Consider the following 26419-nt stretch of genomic DNA (forward strand, 5'->3'; position numbering starts at 1 on the left):
CTACTGGATGCCCACCAATTCCGGCATCGGCGGCGTCGTCGGCCGCAGCCGAATGCTCTTGAGCAATGCATCCAGTCGTGGACGTGCCTGCTCATAGGGTGGCGCATCCGTCGTCAGCTTGGGGTAGGCAGCACGCGCTGCAGACTCCATCGTCACCTCGATGGTCGGCAAGATCTGCGAGCCTGCCCAACCGGCATATCCCGTGTACACGTGATAGCCCTCGCGCGGCGGCTGGCCTGGACGCTTGGCTTCCACGACGATGCCGCCCTGCTCCGAGTTCAATGCACCGATCTTGGCAGGTCGGGGACCTAGACGCTGCTTCACCGTGGTGTTCTCAGGCAGTTGGCTCAGTATGCCGGTCGCCGAGCGGCCTGTTGCATTCAAGATCGTGGTTTCCGATGCACCACCGTCGGGAATCGAGGCAACACTAAGCGTGTAGATCACTGCCGGGCTGTCGGCAAAGCGGAAGGAGGTGGAGATCTTGTTGCCATAGGTGCCGTCGTCGCGCAGGAAGGCATAGGGCAAGCAGAAGCCTCGGTCCTTGGGGATTTCGTAGAGGTCGCGGGGTTGGAGTTGGCTGATCAGTTTGCGCAGGGCGTTCTCTGCGACTTGCCATTGAGCTTCGGTTGGCTCTTCGAACTGCGGGATGTCACCACGCAACATTGATTCAAACGCAACTAGATGTTGGTCCAATATAATGGCACCCCGAAGATATGACGCTCCGCCGCGACGCTGATCATGGCGAAATGCGATGCTGCCTGGACGCCCCAAATCAATAGCTTTCCGATACCGATCAGTTTTGAGATCAGAAATATCTCGCTCGGTTTTGGCAATATCTGCCGCAATATTAGCCATCGTATTTGGCCCTGGAGGATTAGGCCGAAAAATCTCTTCTTCCTTTTTTTGTTCCGCAAGAAATCTCTGAAGATTGGCTAGTAACGCGGAATTTCTACGACTTCTATATGAAAGAAATTCCTCACGCAATTCAGATGTGACCGGACCGAACACTGCAAATGATGTTGTTAACTCCAACGTCTCCAGTTCGATCCGACCACGGCCTGTACCATTATCGAAGTGCTGAAATAAACTTTCAAAACTTCCTTGGTAGCCGGTCTTTGAAGACACGGCCCACTCCACCGCGCTCTTTGCAGACACGTCGAACATCAAACGGCCAAAGCACTCTGCACGGCTACCGTCTTGGGTGACATATCCTGGAAAAGTCGCCTCAATCCGATTCTCGTGAGTTGGATTTTGTATTTCCACGCGATTACCAAATCGATCGACTCCCATTCTGGTCTTGGGTTCCCGTGCTTGGCCACTCTGCCCACAAGCAGCCAACATTATTGTAAGAAGCAATATCATTTTTTTCTGACGCTTCCCCAACCCTACCAGTTCGATATGCGTCCTTCCCTGTGCTTGACGTTCGCTCATGCGTTTTTCCGGTTCACCTCGGATGTATTTAGTACAGCTGTTCGCACAGCGCCATCCATTTCAGCATCTGAATTAATATTTGCCAATGTGATTAAACTCATCCCCGAGTTATTGTTTTCCCCCAGCGTCCAGCTTACCGGAAAAGATACGATGAAGCCCCGAATCCCTGTTGGTACGTGCTCAGATAGCAACTGCCTGGCATCCCAGGTGAAACACTCGTCGCGAGCCTGGGGAGCGCGCCAGAATCGCTCGTTAAATGGCATATAGCCGCCAAGCCTGTTAAGGTCCTTGCGCCACGTCGGCCAGATAGAAGTTTGTGCATTTATCTTAGGGAGAAATGGAAATGCAGCTTGATAAAGTGTAGCATTGTCACGTGCTACGGCTTGTATCGCCATCCATGTCTTTTGGCACGCTGGTTGATCCAAATAGGGCATCAGATTACTGGCCTGATTCGCCCCGGCCTTCAGCCCGAAGTGCTTTTTCCACAACTCCTTACGTAGATTGTGGGCGAACTTCCCGACTGACTGCACATGTTGACCGTCCAAGCTTACGGAAACTGCTTCATCATCGTGAATAACAACAGCAAGTTCGGAGTCGCGGTCACCAATCTGACTTCTGTCATTGATATTTGCGCTACCCAAAACAACGACCCGGTCATCCGCGATAAGAAGCTTACTGTGAACGTAAATTTGCTCGGTCACCGGACGGCTCTTTAGAACGTCCCAATTTCGCAAATTGAGCAATGTGAGGTACTGCCTCCAGTCTTGCAGACCAATCTGGTCTTCAAGCTCAGAAGCACTCACAATGTTCGCGATATCCCTCGCCTTCTTCACCTCCATCTTCCGCTCACGCGCATACTTCATCGCCAACAGCGCGCGCCGGATCCGATTCACCAGACTGTGGCTGCCAAACACCAGCGACTGCATCGTCAAATGCTGCTGCGTCATGATGTTGATCGTATCCAGTGTCCCTTCTGGATGTACGGGCAGCACCATGTAGACATGGAACGGCTTGCCATCGTAAATGGCACGCGTAATACGATCACCCAATGCCTTGCAAATCGGATTCTTCAGGGACTTCTGAGACGGCCCCAGAGCGCCAAAGCCGGCAATTTGCGCCTGCGTGGCCATGACCCGCTTCAGGTCATTGACAAAATCGGCACCGCCGCCCTTGATGTCGCGCTGGACATCATCGATCTGGCTCCATTTGAGGGTCTTGTAGATCTGGCCCGGCGGCACGTCAAGAATACCGAGCTGCGCGGCGTACTTTTGATATCCCGGTGAGCCCTTGACGTCCATCAACGCGCGCATCGGCCCTGACATGGGCGCACCGCCGCCTGCCTCCTCTTGCCCGATCATCGTGCTCCCATGATCGGACTGAAAGAACTGGCCCTCAATATAAATAAAATGCGATGCGCCCTCGATGTTCTTCAGCATTGCGCTCAGGCAGCCGCTTTCCGCTACGCTCGGCGTAGTCTTTTCCGCCTCGCCGGCGGCTTCGGCTGCCCTCATCTTTTTCGGGGCGCTTCGGAGCACCTGGACCCAGCATGACCCCGGCAAAGTCTTGGATCGGACGGGCCGGTGCGCAGGCCCAATGCGGGGTGCCTTGAGACGGGCCGTGATGCCGAGTTGCCGCAGCAGTGCGTCGACCGTCCTGCCATCGCTGCGCTCATACTGCAGGGCCACGCCATTCCAGCGCCGTACGAAATTGCGGCTCAGGTCATAAACCGATGGCCCTTCGATTCGGCAATGCACGTCATGCCAGGGCATCCGGGGCTGTACGTTGCTGTCATGGCACTTTCCGCCGGCTGGCAACAGCTTGCCGAGCTTCTCCAGGTTCGCGTAGCACTGCTTGCGCTGGCTGCCTTCGGCCTGCAGGGCGAGCACCAGGCGCATGACAAAGGCCTGGATCGTATCGGCTGTATCTTGCAGCAGGCTGGGCGGCAAGCTGTCAAGGGTGGCGCCATTCAGCCAGGCCATCAGTGCGGTAGTTGCATCGGCCAATTGTGCGCCGCCGTATTCGCGCAATTTTTCCACCTTGGTCTGCAGGGCTGCGCCCAGCTGCTGATAGGCCCACTTGCTTGCTTCGGCTGCGGTTTCCTGGGCCACGTCGATGACCTTGTCCTGGGCCTTTCGCACGAACTCCGGCACGACGTCGCTGGTGACCCACCAATCAGAGATCTGCTTGTTGACGTCCTTGACCTTGTCGCTCGCCGCGGAATACACGTCCATCGCGCCAGCCAGCGGCTTCATTGGAGCGGATAGCAGGAACTGCGCCGCGCGGCCGCCCTTGTTGTCGAAGCAGGCCGCCACCAGTTCGGCGCGTGTCAGGTATGCCGTTTGTTCTACGCTGCTGAGGCTATGGATCGGTGGCACGCAAGTGTTATAGAACTCGCTGCCCTGCCGTCCCTCTGCCTTGAGCGAATACTTGCCATCGTCCCGCCTGCCGTAAGCGAGGTCGATGCCGCCCACGAACGCAAACTTGTTGTCGATAACCACCAGCTTCTGGTGGTGCGAGAAGGCAATGCCCAAGGCGCCAGGCTGATCGCACTGCGACACCGCCGGCAGCACGAAGGCGCGCGGCGCCGGCAGACCGGCGTTGAGCTGGATCACCGTCAGCGCGGTTTCCAGGTCGCCCGTGTCGACGCCAACCTTGGGAGACATCCAAGGCATGACATAGACACTGGCCCCGTTCTTGACGGCAGTACGCAGGCAGGTCCAGAGCGACTTCTTGCCGGTCAGCACGACATCGAAATTCACCTGCCAGCCGGTGATGAAAACGCTGGACCGCGCCCCCTCGATCGCCGCCGCAACGTTGTCGAAGTACTCGGTTCCCGTGACAAAGAACTGCACCGCGTTGCCCTTCAGGGGCTCGGAGAAAACATCCTTGTCGTGCACGAAGCAGCCGGGCGCGGAAGTCGCCGTCTTTGCGGCCTTCTGGTCTTCACCAAGGATCTGATACACCTGCTTGTCTGGCGCACCCATAGCTTCTTATTTACTGAGTTTCTTGTAGATCTGATTGGACGACCCGGCGGCGAGCGCATCGCGCGCATAGCGTAGCCGTTGCTGCGTATTGTCGTCCGACATGGATTGCGGCAGTCCACCACTGAAGTCACCGGCATTGAGTGCGTGGCGTGCTGCCTCCGCATCCGTCCACGCCGGATCCTGCTCGGCAACGTGCACGCGTACGGTCTGGCCGGGATATACCAGCCAGGTATTGGCTGGACTGGCACAATAGGCGCGCGCAAGGGCTTCCTGCTGAGCCTGGCTGAGTGTCACGTTACCGTCAGCATCGGTGACTCCATGTGCCACCAATTCGTCGTCACCCACCATGCCGAGTCCCAGCGGCGCCTCCCCGACAGCGATCTTCCAGGGCGCGTGTGCCAGCGCGTGCCCCCCTTCACCCGGGGTATTTGCCAGGCGCATGCGGAACTCCATGGGCTTGTACGGCATCGGGGCTTGGGGAAACTCGGGAAGCGGGTAGGCAGTATTCACCGCCCCTTCAAACTTCCTCTGCGCCGCCTTATAAGTAATCGCCCCCGGACACTCCACAGTAATATTCCCGCCTTCGATCAAGATCGAAGCCCCGCCCGCGGTGGCAATACGGATTCGCTTCGCCGCGGCGAAATCCACGTTCATATTGGCCGACACCACGGTCAAATCATCCCGCGCCGCCAGCTTCAGCAGATCATGCTGCGCCTGGATATCAATATCATCCTGGCCCGCCGTCAGCTGCAGGCCAATGTTGTTATCCCCCGCCCCCGACAACCCCGCGGCCACGCCGATCGCCTGCCCCGCATGGACTCGGGCCCGGCCGGCAACCGCGATGTTGCTGTCCAGGCCGCTGGCCAGCGCCACGCTCTCGCCGTTGGCGATCTGCAGGTCCTGGCCGGCGACCATGGCCAGCCCGGCTCGGCCGTTCAGGTGCACCATGGCCGCGGCCTGGTGCGGGACCTTGCCTGGGGTCGTGGTGTTTCCACCGGAGGCATCGTCCTTGGCCGCTTCCAGCGATTGGCCGTCGACCATGCCGGAGGCGGCCTGGGTCTGCTTCGGCAAGGGGGATTCGTCATCCTTGCCGGTCGACAGCGCCTGGGCCTGATGCGTGGTCGCGCCCTGGCTCAGGGTCTTGACGAGGTCGCTCGCCTGGCGCAGCAGCGCGATGCCCGCGGCGTTGTCGCCGGTGGGCAGGGCCTTGCCAGTGGCGGCGTCGCGGTAAGTGGTCAGCAGCAACCCGCCCTGGCCGCGCACGGCGGCGTGGCCGTCGGTGCGCAGCTCGAAGCCCTGGCCGCGGAAGCTGCCGCGGCGGTTGTCCTGCTGGTGAATCAGGTGGCCGAGGTTGAGCTGGGTTGATTGCAGCGTGGTCGCCAGTTGCGTGCGCAGTTGGTTGTCGCTGTCGTCCAGCACCAGCTGGTTATAGCCCTTGCCACCGTGTTCCTGGCTCTTGAAGCCAGTCAGCGCCGCGGCATTGCGATGACCGTCGGGCTGGGCGCCCAGACCGTGCCAGGCGGGGCTGTTGCCACCGGCGAGGTTGCCTTGCGCGCTGGCTGCGCTGTCCGTGCCCTGCGCGTACAGAGACTGGCTGTCGCCGCCCGCCGGGGCGTTTTTGCCGCCGGGCGTGGGCGCGTGACCGGCTTCACCCTGGCCGTTGTACAGCGCGCCGATGACGAAAGGCTGGTCGATATCGTCGTCGGCGAACTTGACCAGCACTTCCTGGCCGATGCGCGGCAGCCACTGCCAGCCCATGCCGGGGCCGGCCTGGCGCTGTGCGACGCGGATCCAGCGGCTGCTGCGGTCGTCGGCGCGCTCGCCGCGCTGCCAGTGGAAGCGCACGCGGATCTCGCCGGCGGGGCTGGCGTGGTGTTCGGCGTTGCCTTCGGCCTGGGACTGGCCATCGGGACCGACGACGATCGCGCTATGTACCCCCAGCGGGCTGGAGCGGCTGTAAAGGCGTGGGCAATTGACGTCGAGCACGCAGGCGCGCCATGGGCGGCGGGCGTCGATGGCGCGGAAAATGGCGGCGTAGCCCTGCTCCCGGGCAACTGTCTGCAGCGCTTGCGTTGGCGCCAGGCGCACTGGCTCGGGAGCCGACGGCAGCACGCCCAGCAGGCCGGGCGTTGCCACCGCGGCGTCCGGTGCCACCGGCGGTGCTTCGAAACACAACGCTGCCTCGAGCGGCCCCATGCGATCGGCCAGCGCGGCGCTTGTGTCGGCAGCCAGGTTGTTGATGCCGCAGTGCTCCACCGCGTCAAGCAGCAGCGGATAGCCTGCCGCGTCGTCGTCCTGCAGCGGCAGGTGCGGGCAGCCGGTGACGGTCAGGCGCATGCCGCTGCGCAACGTGCGCACGGACGCACGGCCGGTGAACAGCAGCGCGCGGGCCTCGACGGCTTCGATCACCTGCTCGGCGACACGCTGCGCGCTCGCCGCGTCCGGCGCCAATGACAGGCTGACGGACAGGTACGGATCCGGGCTCACCGCTCGGCCCGCATTGCCAACGTAACGTGCCGGCGCATGGCCGCGGATGGCGCGCTTGGCCTCCGGGTCCCATGCCGTCACCGCCACGCAGCCAACGGTCGCGCGGGTCTCGCACGCCAGCTGCTGGATGGCGTCGGCCGATTCCTGGCTGTGCGCACGATGGAAACGAATGCCGACGCCCGCGGCGGATTCTTCGTCTTCCGGCAACTGAGCGCTGTCGGCAAAGATCACCACGGCATGCCCGCTGGGCGATTCTTCGTCTTCGACGACGGTATAGCCCAGGCCGGCCTCGGCCAGCAGGCGCGACAGGAAGTGGTAGTCAGTCTCGCGGAACTGCGCGACATGGGCGCGCTCGCCGATGGTGGCGATGCGCGCTTCAGCACCTGCCGCGTAGCGCCATTGCGCGTGCGGCGCATAGGGCTGCAAGATGGTCTCGATGATGCTGTCGAGCTTGCGGTTCTGGAACACCTGGCTATTGCGCTGCTGCGTGGTCAGCCACAGCCACGGCACCACCGTCAGGCGATAACGTGCCAGGCTGCCGTCGGCGCCGAGTTTCTCGGCCTGCCGGATCAGGCCGGTGCGGCGCGACTGGCCGCCGCCGGCGAGCGTGGTCAGCAGCGTGACCCGCTGGCCGAGCAGGCTGTCCAGCGCGATATCGGCATTGGCGCTGACCGCGACGATGCGCGACTCGCTCAGCGCGGAGACGCCTTCGCGGCCGATCCAGGCTTCGACGGCGAGCTCGCCCAGCGCGCCTTCACCTTCCAGGGCATACAGGCGGTGAGCCGCGCTGAAAAGATGTTGATAAAGAGTGGTGACATCCATTCGCTGTCCGTTTGTGCAGCCGCAACTGCTTCAGGGGCCGACATGCCCGCGGAACTACCGTTGCTGGCGCCCGCCTTGGATTGCAAGCACGGTGTGGCGCATGCCGGCCCGCCACCCCGCTTCTCTGTACTTCAATGGAACCGTCGCCGGGTTCAGTTGCGCGCCTTGGCGGTAGACCGCGTACTGGCCGTCGCCGTGCTGATCGGCTTGCCCTCGGGTTGCGACAGCAGTGCGGCCAGGACTTCGGCATCGGGGTCGCCCGCCGTGGCAGGTGACTTGCGACGTGTTGTTTTTGGCTTTGCCGAAGTGCTGGCCTTGGCGACGGCCTTCTTGTCTTTGGTGTTCGCAGCCGTGCTCGTGGCGCTTTTTTCCAAGGATGTCGTCGTCTTGGACTCAGATGTCTTTTTGGTACTTTTGCTGACTTCGGCAGTCTTTGGCCGGGTCACGGCTGACGGGGTACCGAGAGACGTCAGCGCGGCCAGCGTGGTGGCCCCCGCGACCGCTCCTGCGGCTGCTGCGCCATCCACTTTGCCGAGCCGATCCAGGGCGGGGTCACTGCTATCGGCATTGACGATCGTTGCGGGCTGCGGCTGTGCGTTCTCTGCAACCGATTGGGCGGATTCCGCTGACGCTGCCGAAGCGATCGGGGCCGATGCCTGGGCATTGGCCAGCGCCTCGCCGCCAGGCGCTGCTGTGTCAGCAGCCGGGTGTGCAGGAACCGCCGGACTGCCCGCCTGCATCGATACGGGTGCGTCGGCGGCCGGATCCAGCCACAGCCAGCCAGCCACAGCCGCAGCGGCAACAGCGACCAGCCCCGCTCCAAGGTAGCGCCCAGTCGGCTTCCTGGCCGGCGCCTTGGCCGCCATCGGCACGCGGCCTTCCAGGCTGGCCAGTATGCGGGTCTGCCCGGCTGCGCCGGCATCAGGCTCGCTGCCGAACAGCGTTGGTGGCCCGGACGGCTTCACATCGTCGCTATTGCTCATCTGTCATCAAGAAATTTGAAATAAAATGCGCGGCGGACGCTACCGGCCGGATTTACAATTACCGACCCGTTGTGTCATATATGTCAGATTCGATCATTTTGGCCTTAGACTCCCGGATTCTACGGCTGGCCTCGTCGAAAGACAAACCCGATACGAGGTAACGTCACCCCGGATTGAGATCGCATCGAATACAGATGTAAGAAATACTGAATATGCTGAGTGTCCTTGTGCGGCCTTCGCCGCGCGGGTCGCAGTCAGCCGGTCAAGCAGGAAAGCATGGTCTTTGTCGCACTGGTCCTCTATTTCGTGTTGATGGTCGCCGCTGCTGCCGTGCTGCTTCTTCCCGCAGTACGGCAGCGCTGCTTTGCGGTAGCGCGCTCGCAGTGGCGCCGCTTGAGCACCAGTGCGGCGTCAGCGGGCTCACAGTCGGCCAGTTCGATCCGCCACTCGGTTGGCAGCGCCACCACGACGCTGGCTTCAGCCCGGGACTTCCTGGCCAAGCGCCGCGCGCTGGTGCTGGCAGCAGCGGGCGTGGTGACCCTGCCGCCGGTGCTGGCGTTGGCGTTGCGTCACCGGCAGGTCTTCCAGTTCGAGGACGATGACGGCGTGCGCGAGCCGGATCCGCAGATCGCCGCGTTGCTCAATGGGGAGCGCCTGGTGCCGCCGCCCCCGTTGCCGCCGGAAGTCTTCACCACGCGCGAAGTGGAGTTGATCCGCCCGGCGATCCGCGAAGCCAGCCGGGATTGGGACCAGCTGGATGCCGAATTCAGGCAGCGGCTGCTGCTGGTCTACAAGATCATGCGTGACGAGCACGGCTATGAAATGGCGCTGCTGGAGGGCTACCGCAGCCCGGAACGGCAGGCCAGGCTGGCCGCGATGGGCAGCCATGTGACGCAGGCCGGTGCCTACCACAGCTACCACCAGTTCGGGCTGGCCGCGGACAGTGCCTTCTACCGCGACGGCAAGCTGGTGATCAGCGAGAAAGACCCGTGGGCCATGCGCGGCTACGAGCTGTATGGCCGTGCCGCGGAGTCGGCCGGACTGGTCTGGGGCGGCCGCTGGAAGATGATGGATCTGGGACACGTCGAGCTGCGGCGTCCGGGTGTGCTGGGCAAGCGGCCGGCACAGCAATAACGGCACGATCACCCCGCACGGCGGGGCTGCCAGAAACATGAATACCGGACCGGCAGCGGTTGGCCGGTGCAATTTGGGGAGAGCGTAGTGGCACGTCCTTTCATTCTGCTGGGCGACAAGACTGACCACGGCGGCGTGGTGATCACAGCCTCGGGCAACACCAGCACCAACGGCAAGGGCATTGCGTGCGTGGGAGATCGTGTCACTTGCCCTCGATCGGGCCATGGCGGCACCACGGTCATCGTTACCGGTGATCCCAACGTGATCATCGACGGCCGCGCCGCGGCGCGGCATGGCGACAAGACCGCTTGTGGCGCAACCTTGCTGTCAAGCCAGGGCGTGACCGGCAGCCAATGAAGTCCCGGCAGCGAACGGCCGTTTCAAACGCCCTCCCGCCGCTACTCGACACGAAACCATGTTTCCAAGACTGATCAAGTCCACGCTGATTCTGTTCGCGGTATTCGCCGTGGTGTGGGTCGCGACCATTGCCTGGTGGCAATCGATCAACCGGATGCCGACCACCACGGACATCGTCACGCACCTGGTGCTGATGCCGGCCGGCATGGTGGCCGCTTACCTGGTCATCAAGCGCGCGCTGGACGGCATCCGCACCAATGTTGCGGCCGCCAGCCAGCCGCCTTCCACCATGGCGGCCGGGGCCGCCGACAATGTCGCGGATGGCGCCCAGCCGGAGTCCAACGACCCCACCCGTAACTGGCGCGCGGCGCTGCTTGCCAGCGCGGTGCGCACGCCCGCCGGCAATGCCCCCGAGGCCCTGGCGGAGGCCGCCAAGGCGGGCAACCGACCGGGCCTGGTTGCGCTGGATGGCTTGCCCGGACCTGTCTTTGCTGCCCAGGTCGAGTCGCTCGATATCGACAGACTGCGCACCGAGTTCGCGGCCCGCACGCCCGATCTTGCCTGGGATGACGAGGCCTTGCGCGCGCTGGCGCTGGCCACCGAGGTAACCGAAGAGCTCGCCATGCAGGCAGCGGTCTACGCACCGGCCGGCCACGACATGGCCGTGCCGGATAGCAGCGCGCCGCTGGTGGCAACCATGCTGCTGCCGCGCGGCTGGCCGGAAGCGCGCCAGGCCGCGGCCGGTGACTGGCTGCGCGAGCGCTTGTCCCAGTACTGGCCAGCTGCGCGGCTCACGCTCGAAGCCACGGCCGCGCGCGGTGACGGCGACGCGCTGCTGTTGCTGGATCGCGCCACCCAGGCCGTGAACCGCCCGGTCGACGGCCAGCCGGCGCTGCGCATGCTGGTCGCCGCCGATTCGCTGATCGGCGCCAATGCCGTTGAGGCGCTGGAACAGGAAGACCAGCTCTTCAGTGCGCGCTGCCCGCATGGCCGAACCCCGGGCGAGGCTGCCGCTGGCGTGCTGCTGGGCGCGCACCAGCCTGCCGCGAGCGCCACCGAGACAGGTTCTGACGGCGATGCCGACGCAGCTGCCCAAAGCGCGCCGATCCTGATTACACGCACGGCGATGGCCCGCCTGGACGCGCCTACGGCAGACCGCGGCCAGCCACAACTCGAGGCGCTTGCGCAGGCTGTCACGCAGGCGATCGAAACCATAGCCGGCAAGGCCGAAGTCGCGCCTCAGGATGCACCCGACACCGCGGCGCAGCCCGGCAACGCCCCCGCGACCGTGGCAACGATCGTCACGGACACCGGCGTCCACCCGGTCCGCACCGTCGAGATCGCCCAAGTGGTCAGCACCCGTTTCCCGACTCTGGACCCCGTTGCCGACCTGTTGGCGCTGGGCCTGCCTTGCGGCCACGCCGGCGCTGCCGGCGCGCTGCTGCCCGTGGCGGTGGCCCACCAACTGGCGCTCGATGGCGGGCGGCCCGTGCTGGCACTGAGCGCCGGAGACGCGCACCAGCGCGGCGCCGTCGCGATCCTGCCGGCGTGATCCAGCGCCAGATCAGCCGTGACCTGCCCCTGACCCGTACCGCGCCCCCAAACCCCGTATTGCTCCCGAGCCAAAGGCAACATGCATCGCATCCTTAACTTTCTGACCCACACACGCACGCTGTCGGTGTTCGGCGTGGTCGTGCTGACCGTCTTCCTGTTGCTGATGGCGCAGACTTTCGAGATCGGCCTGGCCTGGGTCGCCATCGTCCTGGGGGTACTGCTGCTGGCGTGGCTGGCCACCTACCTGTGGAAACGCTGGCGCGCGCGCCGGGCCAGCGGCAAGCTCGAGGGCATCCTCGAGCAGCAGGCAGACATGGCCGCCAAGGCCGCGCCGCCCGACAAGCGCGACGAGGTCGAGGCGCTGCGCACGCGCCTGGCCAGCGCCGTGAAAACGATCAAGACCTCCAAGCTGGGCCAGATGTCAGGCAGCGAGGCGCTCTACGAGCTGCCCTGGTACATCGTCATCGGCAACCCCGCGGCCGGCAAGAGCACGGCCGTACTGAACTCGGGCCTACAATTTCCGTTCGCCGACAAGAACAGCGCCGTGATCCACGGCATCGGCGGCACGCGCAACTGCGACTGGTTCTTCACCACCGAAGGCATCCTGCTCGACACCGCCGGCCGCTATGCCGTGCATGAGGAAGACCGGCGCGAATGGCTGGGCTTCCTGGACCTGCTCAAGCGCTATCGGCCCAAGGCCCCGATCAACGGCATCGTGGTCACGGTCAGCATTTCGGAGCTGACCCAGAACCGGCCGGAATTCGCCATCAACCTGGCAAAGAACCTGCGCCAGCGCGTGCAGGAACTGACCGAGCGGCTGGAAGTGTTCGCGCCGGTCTACGTGATGTTTACCAAGGCCGACCTGATCACCGGCTTTACCGAGTTCTTCGGCGACAACGAGAAGCAGGAGCGCGACCGGGTCTGGGGCGCCACCTTGCCCTTCGCCCCCGAAGAACGCCGCGATGTCGCGGCTGTGTTCGACCAGCGCTTCGACGAACTGTGCGACGGCCTGAAGGAAATCAGCGTGGCGCAGATTGCGCAGCACCGCAACGGCAAGCTGTCGCCGGGGCTGCTGAGCTTTCCGCTGGAGTTTGCCTCGGTCAAGCCGACGCTGCGCGCCTTTCTGGTCACGCTGTTTGACGAGAACCCATTCCAGTACAAGCCCGTGTTCCGCGGCTTCTACTTCACCAGCGCGGTACAGGAGGCCAGCACCACCAGCGTGTCGGCCGAGCGCATCGCGCGCCGTTTCGGGCTGAAGCTGGAAGGCGTGGCCGGCAACCGCGAGGTGTTCTCGAAGAACGGCTTCTTCCTGCGCGACCTGTTCTCCAAGGTGATCTTTGCCGACCGCCGCACCGTGCGCCAGTTTGCCAGTCCCGCCAAAACGCGGCTGCGCTTCGCCACGTTCTTCGGTCTGGTGCTGGTGCTGGGCCTGCTGCTGGGCGGCTGGACCTGGTCGTTCCTCGGCAACCGGCAGCTCACTGCCAACGTGCAGGCGGACCTGGACAAGATCGTCAAGATGCAGCAGAACCGCGTCGACCTGCAGGCGCGGCTGGAAGCGCTGGACATCCTGCAGGACCGCATCGAACAGCTGGAACGCTTCCGCGCCGATCATCCGCTGGCGCTGTCGCTGGGCCTGTACCAGGGCGATACGCTGCAGCACAAGCTGCTGGACGAGTACTACAACGGCTTGCGCCAGGTCATGCTGAAACCGGTCGGTGGCGCCATCGAGACCTTCCTGGCGGAAGTCAACGCGCATCCGGACCAACTCGCGCCGATGGTGCGACCGCCTGAAACCGGCGCCGTAACGGCGACGGCGCTGCCATCGTCAGCGCCGGCCTCGGCCCCCGCTGCCACGGCAGCCACGGCCACCACCACCACGCCTGCTGCCGGCAAGCGCTACACCGACGCCTCGCCCACCAACGTGGAAGACGCGTACAACGCGCTCAAGACCTACCTGATGCTGGCAGACAAGCGCCACGTCGAGGTCGCGCACCTGACTGACCAGATGACCCGCTTCTGGCGCGGCTGGCTCGAAGACAACCGCGGCAACATGCCGCGCGAGCAGCTGATCCGTTCGGCGGAACGCAACCTGTCGTTCTTCCTGGCCCGCGTCAATGACGACAACTGGCCGCTGCTGGAAGGCAACCTGTCCCTGATCGACCAGTCGCGCGAAAACCTGCGCCGCGTGGTGCGCGGCATGCCGGCGCGCGAACGCGCCTACGCCGAGATCAAGGCGCGCGCTTCCACCCGCTTTGCGCCGATGACGGTGGCCCGCATCGTCGGCGACACCGGTGCTTCCGTGGTCGCCGGCAGCTACGCCGTGCCCGGCACCTTTACGCGCGAGGCCTGGCTTGGCTATGTGCAGCCCGCCATTCGCGAAGCCGCCAGCAAGGAACTGCAGAGCAAGGACTGGGTGCTCAATGTCGCCGCGCGCGATGACCTGACCCTGGAAGGCAGCCCCGAGCAGATCCAGAAGACGCTGGTCACGATGTACAAGACCGAATACGCGCGCGAATGGCAGCGCTTCATGCAGGGAGTGACCATCCAGGACTTCGGCAGCTTCGAGCAGGCCGTGGCCAGCATGAACCTGCTGGGTGACCCGGCCAACTCGCCGATCCGCAAGGTGCTGGACACCGCGTATGAGCAAACCTCATGGGACAACCCCTCGCTGCTCAATGCGGGGCTGAAGCAGGCCAAGTCCGGCATGCTCGACTGGTTCAAGCGCCTGATCTCGCGCGGCACGCCCTCGCAGGTCAGCGTCAATGTCGATGTCAGCGGCGCCAACAGCGCGGCCGGCGCGATCCCGATGGGCCCGGTCGGCAAGGAGTTCTCGGGCCTGGCGCGCATTGTCGTCATGCATGACAACAACTCGATGCTGCGCGGCTATATGGAGTCGCTGTCCAAGGTACGCACGCGCTTCAACCAGCTCAAGAACCAGGGTGACCCGGGTCCCGGCGCACGCCAGCTGATGCAGCAGACGCTGGACGGCAATGGTTCGGAGCTGGCCGATGCGCTCAAGTATGTCGACGAGCAGATGATGACCGGCCTCACCGACAGCCAGCGCCAGGCACTGCGGCCGCTGCTGGTGCGGCCGCTGCTGCAGTCGTATGCCGTGGTGATCCGCCCCGCCAGCGTCGAGATCAACAAGGTCTGGAACGCACAGGTGTACCAGCCGTTCAGCCAGACCCTGGCCACCAAGTATCCGTTCGCCTCGGATGCCAAGATCGAAGCCAGCGCGGCCGAGATCGGCCAGATCTTCGGGCCGGAGGGCGCCATCGCCAAGTTCACCACTGCCACCGTCGGCCCGCTGTCGGTGCGCCGCGGCGACATGCTGGCCGCGCGCACCTGGGGTGACCTGGGCCTGACGCTGGCGCCGGAGTTCACCACCAACTTCACGCGCTGGGTCGCGCCGCTGACAGGGGGTGCCGCGGGCGGCAGTGGCGGCGCCACGGCCGCGGCGGCCCAGCAGACCGTGTTCCAGATCCTGCCGACGCCTGCGACCGGCACCACCGAGTACACCGTCGAGATCGACGGCCAGCAGCTGCGCTATCGCAATACGCCGGCGCAATGGGCCAACTTTGTCTGGCCTAACCCGCAGGGTTCGCCCGGCGCCAGGATCACGGCGACGACTTTCGACGGCCGCTCCGTCGAACTGCTCAACGAACCGGGCCGCTTCGGCCTGGAACGCCTGATCGCAACCGCTGCGCGCAAGCGCCGGCCGGATGGCGCCTTCGACCTGACCTGGAGCCGCGACAACATCGCGGTCAGCGTGGCACTGCGCATCATCAGCAGCCCGCAGACGGCAGGCAATGCCAGCGCTTCGGATTCGCCGCAGAGTCAGGGCCTGCGCGGCCTGCGCCTGCCGACCGCGATCGCCGACGCCAATGCGCCGCTCAATACCGCGACGCCGCCGGCCGCTTCGCCGTCGACTTCCCCCGCGGTGCCTACGTCAGCCCCCCCTGCCCCGAACCCGCAGGCCAGCGCGCAGGCCTCGGCCCAAGTCAACCAAGGAGGTACGGCGCAATGAGCCAGCCGACCCAACTGCAGCTGTCCTATTTCGGCAAGATTCCCTCCCGGGGCGACTTCGTCAAAAGTGCCAACAACACCCAGCTGCTCGATACGCTGGACCGCTGGCTCGCGCAGGGCATGGAACTGCTGGCCGAGGATCCGGCCTGGAAGGCTTGCTATGACGCCTGGAAGCCCATGCACTTCGCGTTCCTCGGCTCGCAAAGCAAGCTCGCCATTGCGGGTGCGCTGATGGCCAGCAGCGACTTGTCTTCGCGCCGTTTTCCGTTCCTGACGGCAGCGGCGATGGAGGTCGAACGCCCCCTGCAGTTCATCGCCCGCAGCCCGCTGGCCCTGGCCCGCCTGTGGACACGCGCCGGGCAACAGATGCATGCCTTGGCTCAGGCGTCCGATGCGACCGAAGGCCTGCAGCAGCTGAGCCAGGCCCAACTGGGCGTGGAAACCGGCGCCGGCGCCCAGACGCACGACGCAAGCTTTGCCGACTTCATCGACTTCCAGACCGTGGCCGGCCTGGAGCACATGTTGGCCGGCCAGGGCCAGCACGTACGCTTGCGCCGCACGCTGCTGGCGCTCGGCATCCTGCTGCAGCCGCTGATGTCGTCTGGTTCCTCGCACCTGGAAAAAGGGCTGACCCTGCCGCTGCCCGCCGACCCGCTCTACCGCAGCCTGGTGGCGAGCTTCTGGCTGGAGCTGGTGTCGCGCTTCCTGCACCGGGCCGATTTCGAACTATCGATTTTCCTCGGGCAGATCGGCGGCAACGAACGGCTGGTGATCGGCTTCAACGGCGCCTCGTCACGTACGCTGCACGGCGTGATTTCGCCGCTGGCCTATGCCGAGCAGAACATCAATATCGATGACCCGGAATGGGTCGAGCAGCACGTCAACGGAGACTACGGCATGGCCAAGTTCGTCAGCTACATGGACCAGCCGCAGCTGTCGCTGCGCCTGGCGCTCGACACCTTCCGTGAAGTCTTTGCCGGGGAATGAGCATGGGTTTCAATGCAGTACGTAACCGGGCAGCCCATCTCAAGGCTGCCTCCGCTACCGTTGGAGCGCGCACGCCGGCGCTGGCCGCGGGATTCTTGGCCGCGCTGGCGATGCTGCCCGCCCATGCCGCGCCGGGCGACACCGTCGCGACCACCGCCACCACGCCGGCCGCGCCTGCGGCGGCCGCTTCAGGCCGAGTCGTTGCCGGCGGCGCCGTCCCTGACGAGGCCACCAAGGCCAGCGTGCTGGCACGCCTGCGCGAGTTGTACGGCAGCGCCAACGTGGTCGACCAGATCGAAGTGGGCAACGTAGTATCTCCCCCGAACTGGTCGGCCAATGTGCAGAAGATCCTCTCGCCGCAAATCAAGCAGGTCAGCCGCGGCCAGTTGAGCATCGACGGCACCCAGGTATCCGTGCATGGCGACGTGCGCAATGAAGCCCAGCGCCAGCAGATCGCCAGCGACATGGCCACCGGCCTGGGCCAGGCCTACACAGTGAAGAACGGCCTGCGCGTGCCTGCTTCCGAACAGAACCTGCTGGACCAGACCTTGGCCAACCGGATCATCGAATTCGAGACCGGCGCCGCCACGCTGACGCCCAAGGGCCGCGCCATCCTTGATGAAATGGCAGCGGTGCTGCCGCGCCTGAGCGGCCGCAAGATCGAGATCGTCGGCCACACCGACAACTCCGGCAGCCGCGCGCTGAACCTGACGCTGAGCCAGGCACGCGCGGAAACAGTGAAGAACTACCTGATCGGGAAAGGCGGCGAGCCCGGCATGCTGACGGCGGTAGGCGTGGGTCCGGACCAGCCCGTGGCGCCGAATGACAAGGAGGAAGGACGGGCAAAGAACCGGAGAATTGAGTTCCGGGCGGGTCAGTAATCCGGCATTGCTGCGATTCACGCCGGCACATCGACACTGCCGGCGCGGCCTGGAATTACGCGTCGTGATCAGCCGAAGGATCCGCGGTAACGCCGAGCAACTCCTCGATCTGCGACAGCGTGGCATCGTCCTTGACCACCGTACGCAGCCACGCGTGCAGCGGCATGTCGCCCCACTTGGCAGCGCGTGCTGCCAGGTAAGCCACCGGGCTGTGCGGTTCCGTGCGTCGGAAAAAATCCGCGACCTCGCGCAATTGGGCCAGCGCCTGCGCACGCGTGCGGAGGGAGCCGGACTGAACGGCGTCGGCAGCGCCCGCCGACACGCCTGCATGTCCGTTCTGGGTATGCGCGGACGGAGCCTGATTCACCTCTGCGCCGGCGGGCCGTTCCACCGGCTTGCCGACAAAGCGCTCCACCAGCATACGCACCGCCTCCAGCGCCTCGCGCGCTTGGCGGAAGCTCGGAGCATGCTCGCCGGCCCGCTCGTCCAGTACATCGCCGAGCCGCTTCAACGCTGCTTCGCAGGACACCAGGTCCGCATGCAGCGTCGTATAGAACGCCGCCGGCGTCTTCTTCCGCGCCGCCTCGAACTGCTCCTGGCTGACCTTGCCCTGTGCCAGTTCGTCCGCCTGCTCCGGATCGCGACGAATCGCTTCCGCGAGGTGCGTCGCGACCTCCCAATCGACGTATGTATAGCCACCCGCCGATTCATCGACCAGCGGAATCTCGCGAATCAGCTGGCTCGACCGACCCGCCAGCCACGTGACGCTGCCGGTACGGTAATCGACATCGTCAGCTTCCATCACGGGGTGCAGGTGTTCCCAGTATCGGCCGCAAAGCTCGGCTGTCAGCTGATATCCGTCGCGCAGCCCGGCAAAACCCCTCTCCTTGGAAAGTGCCTCGGTCAACCAGACCGCGAGTCGCAGATCCTTGGTGCGATCCTGCAACAGCGAGGTGGCGATGCCGATCACCTCGCGCCAGTCCGCCTCCTTGATATCCGTTACCCAGTCGCCCTGGTCCAGAGACGGATCGTCAGCGCGGCGCGCCTCCTGGATGCGGTCGAATTCAGCGGAAAAGAGCAGGTCTTCGCCGCAGGGCTGGTCGCCAGGAAGCGGAGCAAGCAGGCGGTCGAACTGGAGAGATGCCATGGTGGTCAGTCAGCCTTGGAAACAAGGGGTAAGTGTACCGTTGGAGGTGCGGTAAGGCCATGGGCGTGGAGCCAGAGCGGAGATTTGCGACGTACCCACTGCTATATGTTGCACCCAGTCCAGGTTTCGAAATGTGGACCTGTTGGCGTTCGGCGGCGCCCTGACCTATCCCGCGTACATTAGACTGTGGATCCGAAAGCTGCGAAGTGACCGGGCCAGGTTCATTCTCTATCATCTGCGGCTGGTCCTGGTGACCGCATTCCTCGCGCTGATCGCCGGCGGAAATCAGCCTTCACTGACCAGGATGGTGATTCCCGCGCTCGTAGGTGCCGCCGCACTGCCCGTTGCAGCGATTGCCGCGCTGCGTGGCAACCGGCGGCTCGCTGTTACGAGCCTGGGCAGCGCCGCCATATCGCTGCCTGTCGGCGCCGCCCTGTCGTGGGTCATATTTGTTGGTGCGGCGCTTTCGGGTATGCGCGGGGGTATGTAGCTGCTGTGCCACTGAGTGCGGGTGCCGGTCGGATCAAGCGGCAGTCCCGTCTGGACCAAGCCGCTTCCTGCGCTCGGCATCGTATTCAAGGGCCATCTTCACAGCCTGTTCGCGGTATGCCAGCAACCGCTCGTCTCCTTCAGGCCCGCCGGTCTTCGCGTTGCCGGCATAACTGGGCTCCTCCAGAATGAAGGGATCCTGCGGGTCGATTGCGCATGCATTCTCCACATCCTCAGGCCATATAGGACGCTTGCATGTCTTCATGGCAAGGTAGCGAAACAGCGCCCATGGCAAAGTGATGGGCAGCATCAGGATGCTAAGAAGGCCCGAAAACTGACCACCGACCTGCGTGATCACCATATTGCGCAGCGTTGTTTCTGTCGAAACGGTGAGCGCTAGCGGTGGGAACGGCAGGCTCTGCGGGCCTTCTTCCATATAGCGACGCACCATCTCCCAATGTTCCAGTACCGCACCGCGGCTGCTGCTGCCATCCATGCCGACAGCGAAGGTACCGCACACCATGCGTTGATCGTCCAGGACGTTGCAACGCAGGTCGAAGGTGTAGTGGCCCTGGTCCCCAGCGGCCGGACTGGAGCGGCCGATGTAGAAGTACGCCGTGTCCCAAGGTACGGTCAGCACACCGCCCGGACCGTTGTGCCGGAAGACGTAGACCATCCTGTTCTTGCGGTTGAAGCGGATTGGGTAGTGGGTGTAGCAGAAGAAGTCTTTGAGCCAGATGAACTTGATTACGCAGAACGTAAACACCAACCACGCGGTGAGAAATATCCGATCGGCAGTGATGAAGGCTGCGTCCCGCGCGGTGCCGTCGTCCCGAAGTCTGTACATCGTTGACGCGATATGGCCAGAAAATGCCAGACCCATGCCAACGAATGGTGTTGCGCCCATGGCCGCCCAACCACGCTGCAGGAAGTGTCTGTCCACGTACTCAACGAAAGTCGAATTCATGGCCAACACGCCGTGGTCGTTGGGTGGAAGTGTTGAAGCGGGCCTGTCAGGGTTTTTGTGTTCAGGGCAGTTAAAGGCTCACCGTCGACTTGACCGGTGAGCCAGCATTATCTCAGCGATGCGGGTGGGTGAAGCGCTCCTCATAGAGAATCGCAAACTGGTTCATGGCAGCCTTCCAGTCATGCGTTGAACTGCCCCACTTGCCGGTGATGTTGCGCAAGGCTAGCCATAGCAGCTTCGTTGCCGCTTCATCACTGGGGAAGTGTCCCCGGGTCTTGATGATCTTGCGCAATTGCGCATTGATGCTCTCAATGGCGTTGGTCGTGTAGATGATCTTGCGGATTGCCGGCGGGAACGTAAAGAACGGGATCACCTGATCCCAGGCGCGACGCCAGGATGCGGCAATGGGGGGATACTTCTTAGCCCATTCTCCCTGCTCGAAGGCCGCCAACTCGGCCAGCGCCGCCTCAACAGTGGGCGCGGTGTACACGGGCTTAAGCGCCGCCGCCACGACCCGGCGCTCTTTCCAACCGGCGTAGCCTAAGCTGTTTCGGATCAGATGCACGATGCAGGTCTGTAGCGTCGTGTGTGGGAACACCGCGTTCAGGGCCTGCTCCATGCCCTTGAGGCCATCGGTGACCGCGATCAGGATGTCCTGCGTGCCACGAGTCTTCAGGTCGTTGAACACCTTCATCCAGAACTTGGCGCCTTCGGTGCTCTCGATCCACAGGCCCAGGATGTCGCGCGTGCCGTCGGGCAGCACGCCCAAGGCAAGGTAGACGGCCTTGTTGCGCACCACCCCGTCCTCGCGCATCTTGACCCGCAGCGCGTCGAAGAACACCACCGGGTACATCGCCTCCAGCGGGCGGGCCTGCCAGGTGGTGACCTCGTCCATGACCGCATCGGTCACCGAGCTGATGAACTCGGGCGATACCTCGGTGCCGTACTGCTCGGCCAGGAACGCCTGGATCTCGCGCACGGTCATGCCGCGGGCGTACATGGCGATGATCTTGTCGTCGAACCCAGTGAAGCGCCGCTCGTGCTTGGGGATCAGAATTGGATCGAAACTGCCGTCGCGGTCGCGCGGAATGTCTATCCGCAGCGGGCCGTCGTCGGTCAGAAGGGTCTTGGCGCTCTTGCCATTGCGCTGGTTGACCGTGCCGGCCGGGCGCTCGGCGCCAGCCGCGTAGCCTAGGTGATGGCCGAGCTCAGTGCCCAGGGCGCGTTCGATCAGGGCCTTCTTGAACGCCATCGAAGCGTCTTGGACCGCCTCGGCAGTCATCGGGCCCTTGACGAAATGGGCAATCAACTCCTCAGGGATGGTCGGCAACTCACGGTCGGCGGCCTGGCTCGTCTTGGTTCTGCGTGGCATACATGCTCCTTGGCGACATGTTATGCCCTAAACACAAAATCTCTGACAGGTCCGTTGAAGCTGGCTGCTTGGTATCCAGATATTCAGCTACTTCGTACTCACGTAACGGCCGGCTCACCGTATAGCGAGTGAGCCAACCCGCGTATTCACCCTCTTCCATGCTTTCCCTATCAACAAGTTCGAAGGCCACCTCAGGCAAGCGAAGTAAAGCCTACCACCAACGTCAGCCATCCCCCGCCCCATAGGAGCGTCGATACGATGCCTACGATTGCCCATCGGAACCTAAGCCGAGGTAGCCTTCCCTCGAACGCGGCCTTTTCCAACCCTGTCAATGGCTCTCTGCGGTAAGGGTTTTCGCGAGCCCCTCCCATGCAAAGAACCAACTCCTGTGGATACTCAGGACGCACGGCATTTTGCTCCAGCCATGCCGCAGCACGGAGCCGACAGCGGCGTTCATCCTAGTGGGAGCCCCATATCGTCGCCATAGGGCTTGCCATAATTAGCCACAGACCGCCCCACAACAACGTTGATAAAATACCAACAATTGCCCACCTGATTCGCAGGTGGGTCAGCCTTCCTTCAAAGGCGGCTTGCTCAATGGCAGACAGCGGCTCTCTGCGATACGCATTAGGCTCATCAAATGTCATCGCACTTCCCATTTCTGCAGAATATTCTGGATATTTTCCACGGCACTGCAACCATGCAGCTGCTCGCAACCACCAGTAACTGACAATCCCATGAAAGCAGAAATAGCACAACGCGAACAAGCTCTTCTTCAATCGAAAATCTCGATTCACTAGGCCGCTGGAACCGATCCGATCCATCCTTGCTAAAGTTGCTCGCATGTCATTAATTGGAGGCTGGGCAAGCACAGGCGGCACTTCATCCGGCGCCGCATCCATGTATCGACGAATGAACTCCCATTGTCGTCCGCATTCATCTGGTATCCGCGAAAACGGTCCAAGGACAGCAGACTCAACAATGGCTCGGTTTGCATCGATTTGAGCGAGCTGCAATGTGTATATGGTAGTCACACCTGCCGTGGAAACAAGTTTCGAACGAAATATAAATGGGTACGACGAATCGAGGTTCAGTGTACGCCAACCGATCTTCTTACCTCGCCACACATACACCCTACGAGCCTTACGACTAATAACCACTGGTGGCTTTATAGGGTTAGTCACAACTTTATACACTAGAACAGCAGGTCCGACTATAGCTGACAGAAAAACACCTATAACAACCGCCAGCACACCAAAAGGTGTGCCGCGCGCAAGAAGAGGAGGCAGAAAAGTTACCGCCCCAAGAAGCATATAACTGGATATGAAAATACCAATTGTCAGCCACATTCCCTGATCAACGTTCATCTCACTATCAACGAAAGTCAGGTAAGCAGGGTTGATATCCTGTACTTGCTCATGAGCGTCAGGCTCATGTGTGGCTTGCTCTTTCCCTCGGGGCAACAGAAAGCCCCACGCACCACTTTCATGCGGAAGGCATTTCAATCCAAGCAACTGTGCTTTTATATATATATCTGTCCCTTTCATACATCTACCTTCATTTTTCGGGACGCGCAATCACTAGACTAGTTTGCAGCATCTTCATATAATTCCGATCCGGCCAATAATCGACCGTCATTTCAAATCGCTCGGCGTATATCACGTCCGATCGACCAGAAAATTTGTTGATTACCTTGGTAATAAAGCCTTCCTGCATGGTAGCAAACATCCCAGATAGCCTCATTACACTACTCTTCGGCTCGATCTTCAAGATCGGACCCTCTTGCATACCTGTCAACTTTGCACTAATTGTGGAACGGGTCGCATTTGGTTTACCATCCTCACAAAGAATTTCACCAACGGACTTGCGCTTTCCCTCTGCATCAACTGCAGTGAATGCGATCGCCAGACGACTACCGTCAGCATAACGCGGAAGTGCTACTTCGTATGTAGCGACGATACCAATCCCTTTGGAATCCGACGCAACATTCAGCTTTGCGCTGGCGACAAGCATCATCCGATTCAGTACGAGAATTTCTTCATCCAACCTGGCGAACGGGAATACCCCCTTTCTTTTCGGATCGTAACAGGCGTTCTTATCACCTAGCGCTCGCAACTCGCCTTTGCCGAACACTCCGTTATCCAACCAATATTCTACGGGGAGGAAATTTTCATCATCGGTTACAAATGCCTGCCAGGCGAAATACAGTGACACGCCGATCAATGCGATGGTAAGCAAAGCCCAGCCGACGGGTCCAAGACTCAAACCAAGAATCGCAACACTTCCTCCAGTTGCAGCTGCGGTAGCAGCGCCAACTCCCGAAACGCCGGCGGCCGCTACAAAGATACCTGTGCCAATCGTCCACAGGCCCGAATCATAGTCCTTCTTATAGATCTTGTTGATTCCTTTAATTATAAGGTAAGCACCCTCGACGAAACCCGCTACCGCACCAAACCGGGACGCCACGATCATCCTTGGCATGACGCTTTCCTTGGCCACTCCGCGGAGAATGGAAATTGCACCTGCAATCTCCAACCCCGCACCCACCGATGATAAAACCGCTGTCGCCATGCCGACTCCCGCTTCCGCTTTTCCCCATCCGTCCTGTGCTTTGCCCAAATCCACCAAAGCGTTATTGAACGCGTTAATTTGGAAAAAGACTACGCCGGCCGAAAGCACAGCATCTACACCTGTACTACGAAGAGTAAGGGCATTGTCCAGCCACGGATTCGGTGCTCCAATCCGCGAACCCGCTGCGCGTGCTGCAGCTAACTCCAATTCTCTCAAGCCAAACTGACGCATCATGTCCGCGCTCAGTTTTCCATCCCCAGCTTGAACCCGCTGCACGATCCACGCAGCGGTCACGCCCGTCGCGTTTCTTCCCGGCGCCTCAAAGAGCACAGCTCCCTCTACCGCTTCAGACAATGCCCACCCTCGCTGCCCAAGGCTGCCTTGGGTAGACAAGTAGGGGCCTCGACCATTTTTAGGCGCCATTTGAAGCGGAGCTTTTGCAGAAAGCCTTGCCTCGCCGCTTCCTACAGCCATAATCAGTTGCGCCATCCGCTCAAATGGCCCCCTCACCACCACTGGCTGAGGAACGACATCTGCGCGTACAACGAGCGTCATCGCCACCCGACGCATTAGTTTTTGATAAGCCTCCGGGTCTCGGCTCAGCAGTCTCCCCATTCGACCAGCTACCGTTTCGATTAGCGCGGCGGTCGCGTCATTCGCTGCACGCTTTGCACGGATAGCAGCCCGGAATTCATTTACCTTCTTTATCCCCTCAACTGACCAATCTTTGGCCAATGCAGTTGCGCCTTTGACGGAATCATAAACCTTATCTTCCTTCTTTTGTTCCGTCAGATACTGCTGAAAGTCCGTATGCAGGGCAGAGAGACCTCGCTCAAACCAATTGTCTTCCTTCGCCTTAACGCCCCTTAGGACGGGCTCCCATACCTTTTCATGCTCGATTTTTGTCAACCCGGATCCGCACACGCAAATCGACACCATACGTTCTAAATCGAGCGCACTTACTGCACTGGTCTCTGAGAAATCCTCGCGCTGAATCTGAGCCCACTGCTGCGACTCTTTCCATCTCACAAAATCATCGCTAGCGCGCTCAATCCGAGCATTGAGAGCCTTAATCGCATCTGCCTCACGCTTTGCTGCTTCCCACGCCGGCTGGTTAATATGCTTCAGATATCGATCCGGGCCATAGCTGTTGAACCAGCCCGGATCCTCTTTGGCACTCTGCACAATTCCGGCAATAACCTCCGCGATAATTCGCTTTCTCGCGATATCTTCGTTGCCTACGCCATTCATGGCAGCCAACTCAGCTGTTAAGCGGTTTCTGTACCAGTTGAGCTGGCTCGTGACACCCACTGGATCCGGCAGCGCTAGAATTACACCGGTCTTGCCGGGCGTCTTCTGCGACATAGTTGCCATCTGCCGTGCAAGTTCGGAGCCCTTGTTGCCAGAGTTGGCTAGCGAGGTCAACAGTGGCGAGATCGGCTTGGCATTTGGAAGATACCAAGGAGCTCCCACTGATGCAGTCTGTTGCGCATCCGCGCTACGTGAATGAAGCGGTTCCAACAGAGCTTCGTTGAGCTTGCTAATGGCCGCAGGAGAGGCGTAGTCCGCAACGTAATTCCCGAGGTCGGGCCGCATATTCAGCGCGCTTGGAACGGTCCTCCCCTTGCCGACATCGCCGGCGGCCATCGCTACCACGTCAATTTCCATCATTCGACGGTCACGACATCCACCCTTATTTTCAGCGTAATTCTTCAGTACATCATCGGCCCAACGGTAGCGGCTATATGCAATCCATACCTTCGGCGTTGTTTGGGGATTCAAGACCAATACCTGCAGAGCAACTGGGTTATGCTCATCGCGCTTGCAAGCGGTTGGTGCATCCAACGGCTCTCGCTCACAAGGATTTCCCGGTAACGCCGCAGCAGGCATCGATCGCAACAGGCCAGACGAATCGATGAGATATGCGTCCCATGTCTTGTCTGGCTTCAGCACATAAAGGTAGCCTGCCAGGACCGCTCGCAGGTAGCTCCAGCTTTCGGCGAGCTCGCCAGCACTAACAGCTTTCGCTAGCATGTCAATCTCAGTGCCTGCCTGGGTTCTGAGCACGGGGAACGGATCAGACTTGACGGCCTTAGGCAGCACACCAATCAATGTGGGCAGCACGGCGAGGCCTTCCTTTACGCAATCCGGACACCTACCTCGTCCGCCCGCACGGCTATTTGTCGACGCCTTTTGTACTGCGACTGCAATTCCTGTTTCCGACATG

General features: G+C 62.0%; 16 protein-coding genes. 7 read left to right on the forward strand and 9 right to left on the reverse strand.

Annotated features, from left to right (window positions below; translation table 11 throughout):
• The 4 genes from ACOCMH_RS09840 to ACOCMH_RS09855 form a co-directional block, all read right to left on the reverse strand.
• Window positions 1–1431: a T6SS immunity protein Tli4 family protein gene (locus tag ACOCMH_RS09840; RefSeq protein ID WP_427306800.1), complete on the reverse strand. Its 1431-nt coding sequence runs from the start codon at window positions 1429–1431 to the stop codon at window positions 1–3.
• A complete protein-coding gene (locus ACOCMH_RS09845) occupies window positions 1428–4415 on the reverse strand; it encodes a phospholipase D-like domain-containing protein (protein WP_427306801.1) in 2988 nt (995 codons plus the stop codon). Before ACOCMH_RS09845 ends, ACOCMH_RS09840 begins: the two co-directional genes overlap by 4 nt.
• Before the next feature lie 6 nt (window positions 4416–4421).
• Complete coding sequence (locus ACOCMH_RS09850) at window positions 4422–7724, reverse strand: type VI secretion system Vgr family protein (protein WP_427306802.1); 3303 nt, start codon at window positions 7722–7724, stop codon at window positions 4422–4424.
• Between the two features lie 152 nt (window positions 7725–7876).
• Entirely contained in the window at window positions 7877–8707 is an 831-nt protein-coding gene (locus ACOCMH_RS09855; RefSeq protein ID WP_427306803.1) for a hypothetical protein, read from the reverse strand.
• Between the two features lie 276 nt (window positions 8708–8983).
• Here ACOCMH_RS09855 and ACOCMH_RS09860 point away from each other — a divergent pair, with 276 nt between their 5' ends.
• From ACOCMH_RS09860 to ACOCMH_RS09885, 6 genes are all read left to right on the forward strand, one after another.
• Window positions 8984–9841 (forward strand): M15 family metallopeptidase, encoded by an 858-nt coding sequence (locus ACOCMH_RS09860; protein WP_427306804.1) that lies wholly within the window; start codon window positions 8984–8986, stop codon window positions 9839–9841.
• A gap of 87 nt (window positions 9842–9928) precedes the next feature.
• A complete protein-coding gene (locus tag ACOCMH_RS09865; RefSeq protein ID WP_115664769.1) occupies window positions 9929–10198 on the forward strand; it encodes a PAAR domain-containing protein in 270 nt (89 codons plus the stop codon).
• Between the two features lie 58 nt (window positions 10199–10256).
• Complete coding sequence (locus ACOCMH_RS09870) at window positions 10257–11750, forward strand: hypothetical protein (RefSeq protein WP_427306805.1); 1494 nt, start codon at window positions 10257–10259, stop codon at window positions 11748–11750.
• 81 nt (window positions 11751–11831) lie between these two features.
• On the forward strand, window positions 11832–15779 hold the full coding sequence (gene tssM, locus ACOCMH_RS09875; RefSeq protein WP_427306806.1) for a type VI secretion system membrane subunit TssM: 3948 nt from the start codon (window positions 11832–11834) through the stop codon (window positions 15777–15779).
• Window positions 15776–16765 (forward strand): type VI secretion system-associated protein TagF, encoded by a 990-nt coding sequence (gene tagF, locus ACOCMH_RS09880; protein WP_427306807.1) that lies wholly within the window; start codon window positions 15776–15778, stop codon window positions 16763–16765. The genes tssM and tagF overlap by 4 nt, the downstream gene beginning before the upstream one ends.
• Window positions 16762–17646: an OmpA family protein gene (locus ACOCMH_RS09885; RefSeq protein WP_427306808.1), complete on the forward strand. Its 885-nt coding sequence runs from the start codon at window positions 16762–16764 to the stop codon at window positions 17644–17646. The genes tagF and ACOCMH_RS09885 overlap by 4 nt, the downstream gene beginning before the upstream one ends.
• 55 nt (window positions 17647–17701) lie before the next feature.
• Here the strand turns inward: ACOCMH_RS09885 and tssA are convergent, their stop codons facing one another.
• Window positions 17702–18793 (reverse strand): type VI secretion system protein TssA, encoded by a 1092-nt coding sequence (tssA, locus tag ACOCMH_RS09890; protein WP_427306809.1) that lies wholly within the window; start codon window positions 18791–18793, stop codon window positions 17702–17704.
• 133 nt (window positions 18794–18926) lie between these two features.
• Here tssA and ACOCMH_RS09895 point away from each other — a divergent pair, with 133 nt between their 5' ends.
• The gene (locus ACOCMH_RS09895) at window positions 18927–19283 is read left to right on the forward strand and encodes a hypothetical protein (protein WP_427306810.1); all 357 of its coding nucleotides are present in this window, start codon (window positions 18927–18929) and stop codon (window positions 19281–19283) included.
• A 33-nt stretch (window positions 19284–19316) separates the two neighbouring features.
• Here ACOCMH_RS09895 and ACOCMH_RS09900 read toward each other — a convergent pair whose 3' ends face one another.
• The 4 genes from ACOCMH_RS09900 to ACOCMH_RS09915 all read right to left on the reverse strand — a co-directional run bounded on the left by ACOCMH_RS09900 (window position 19317) and on the right by ACOCMH_RS09915 (window position 26418).
• Complete coding sequence (locus tag ACOCMH_RS09900; RefSeq protein WP_427306811.1) at window positions 19317–20249, reverse strand: DUF6708 domain-containing protein; 933 nt, start codon at window positions 20247–20249, stop codon at window positions 19317–19319.
• Window positions 20250–20361: 112 nt separating this feature from the next.
• Window positions 20362–21621, reverse strand: a complete 1260-nt coding sequence (locus ACOCMH_RS09905; RefSeq protein WP_427306812.1) for an IS256 family transposase — start codon at window positions 21619–21621, stop codon at window positions 20362–20364.
• A 458-nt stretch (window positions 21622–22079) separates the two neighbouring features.
• Window positions 22080–23168 carry a hypothetical protein gene (locus tag ACOCMH_RS09910; RefSeq protein WP_427306813.1) on the reverse strand — a complete coding sequence of 363 codons (1089 nt, stop codon included), beginning with the start codon at window positions 23166–23168 and terminating at the stop codon, window positions 22080–22082.
• Between the two features lie 10 nt (window positions 23169–23178).
• On the reverse strand, window positions 23179–26418 hold the full coding sequence (locus tag ACOCMH_RS09915) for a toxin VasX (RefSeq protein ID WP_427306814.1): 3240 nt from the start codon (window positions 26416–26418) through the stop codon (window positions 23179–23181).
• Between the last annotated feature and the right edge of the window lies 1 nt (window position 26419).

The sequence above is a fragment of the Cupriavidus sp. H39 genome (assembly GCF_050271075.1).
GTDB classification, from domain to species: domain Bacteria; phylum Pseudomonadota; class Gammaproteobacteria; order Burkholderiales; family Burkholderiaceae; genus Cupriavidus; species Cupriavidus necator_B.

Coding starts and splice junctions, on each gene's coding strand:
- ACOCMH_RS09840 (WP_427306800.1), bottom strand. CDS start 1,431: ATGAGCGAACGTCAAGCACAGGGAAGGACGCATATCGAACTGGTAGGG.
- ACOCMH_RS09845 (WP_427306801.1), bottom strand. CDS start 4,415: ATGGGTGCGCCAGACAAGCAGGTGTATCAGATCCTTGGTGAAGACCAG.
- ACOCMH_RS09850 (WP_427306802.1), bottom strand. CDS start 7,724: ATGGATGTCACCACTCTTTATCAACATCTTTTCAGCGCGGCTCACCGC.
- ACOCMH_RS09855 (WP_427306803.1), bottom strand. CDS start 8,707: ATGAGCAATAGCGACGATGTGAAGCCGTCCGGGCCACCAACGCTGTTC.
- ACOCMH_RS09860 (WP_427306804.1), top strand. CDS start 8,984: ATGGTCTTTGTCGCACTGGTCCTCTATTTCGTGTTGATGGTCGCCGCT.
- ACOCMH_RS09870 (WP_427306805.1), top strand. CDS start 10,257: ATGTTTCCAAGACTGATCAAGTCCACGCTGATTCTGTTCGCGGTATTC.
- tssM (WP_427306806.1), top strand. CDS start 11,832: ATGCATCGCATCCTTAACTTTCTGACCCACACACGCACGCTGTCGGTG.
- tagF (WP_427306807.1), top strand. CDS start 15,776: ATGAGCCAGCCGACCCAACTGCAGCTGTCCTATTTCGGCAAGATTCCC.
- ACOCMH_RS09885 (WP_427306808.1), top strand. CDS start 16,762: ATGAGCATGGGTTTCAATGCAGTACGTAACCGGGCAGCCCATCTCAAG.
- tssA (WP_427306809.1), bottom strand. CDS start 18,793: ATGGCATCTCTCCAGTTCGACCGCCTGCTTGCTCCGCTTCCTGGCGAC.
- ACOCMH_RS09900 (WP_427306811.1), bottom strand. CDS start 20,249: ATGAATTCGACTTTCGTTGAGTACGTGGACAGACACTTCCTGCAGCGT.
- ACOCMH_RS09905 (WP_427306812.1), bottom strand. CDS start 21,621: ATGCCACGCAGAACCAAGACGAGCCAGGCCGCCGACCGTGAGTTGCCG.
- ACOCMH_RS09910 (WP_427306813.1), bottom strand. CDS start 23,168: ATGAAAGGGACAGATATATATATAAAAGCACAGTTGCTTGGATTGAAA.
- ACOCMH_RS09915 (WP_427306814.1), bottom strand. CDS start 26,418: ATGTCGGAAACAGGAATTGCAGTCGCAGTACAAAAGGCGTCGACAAAT.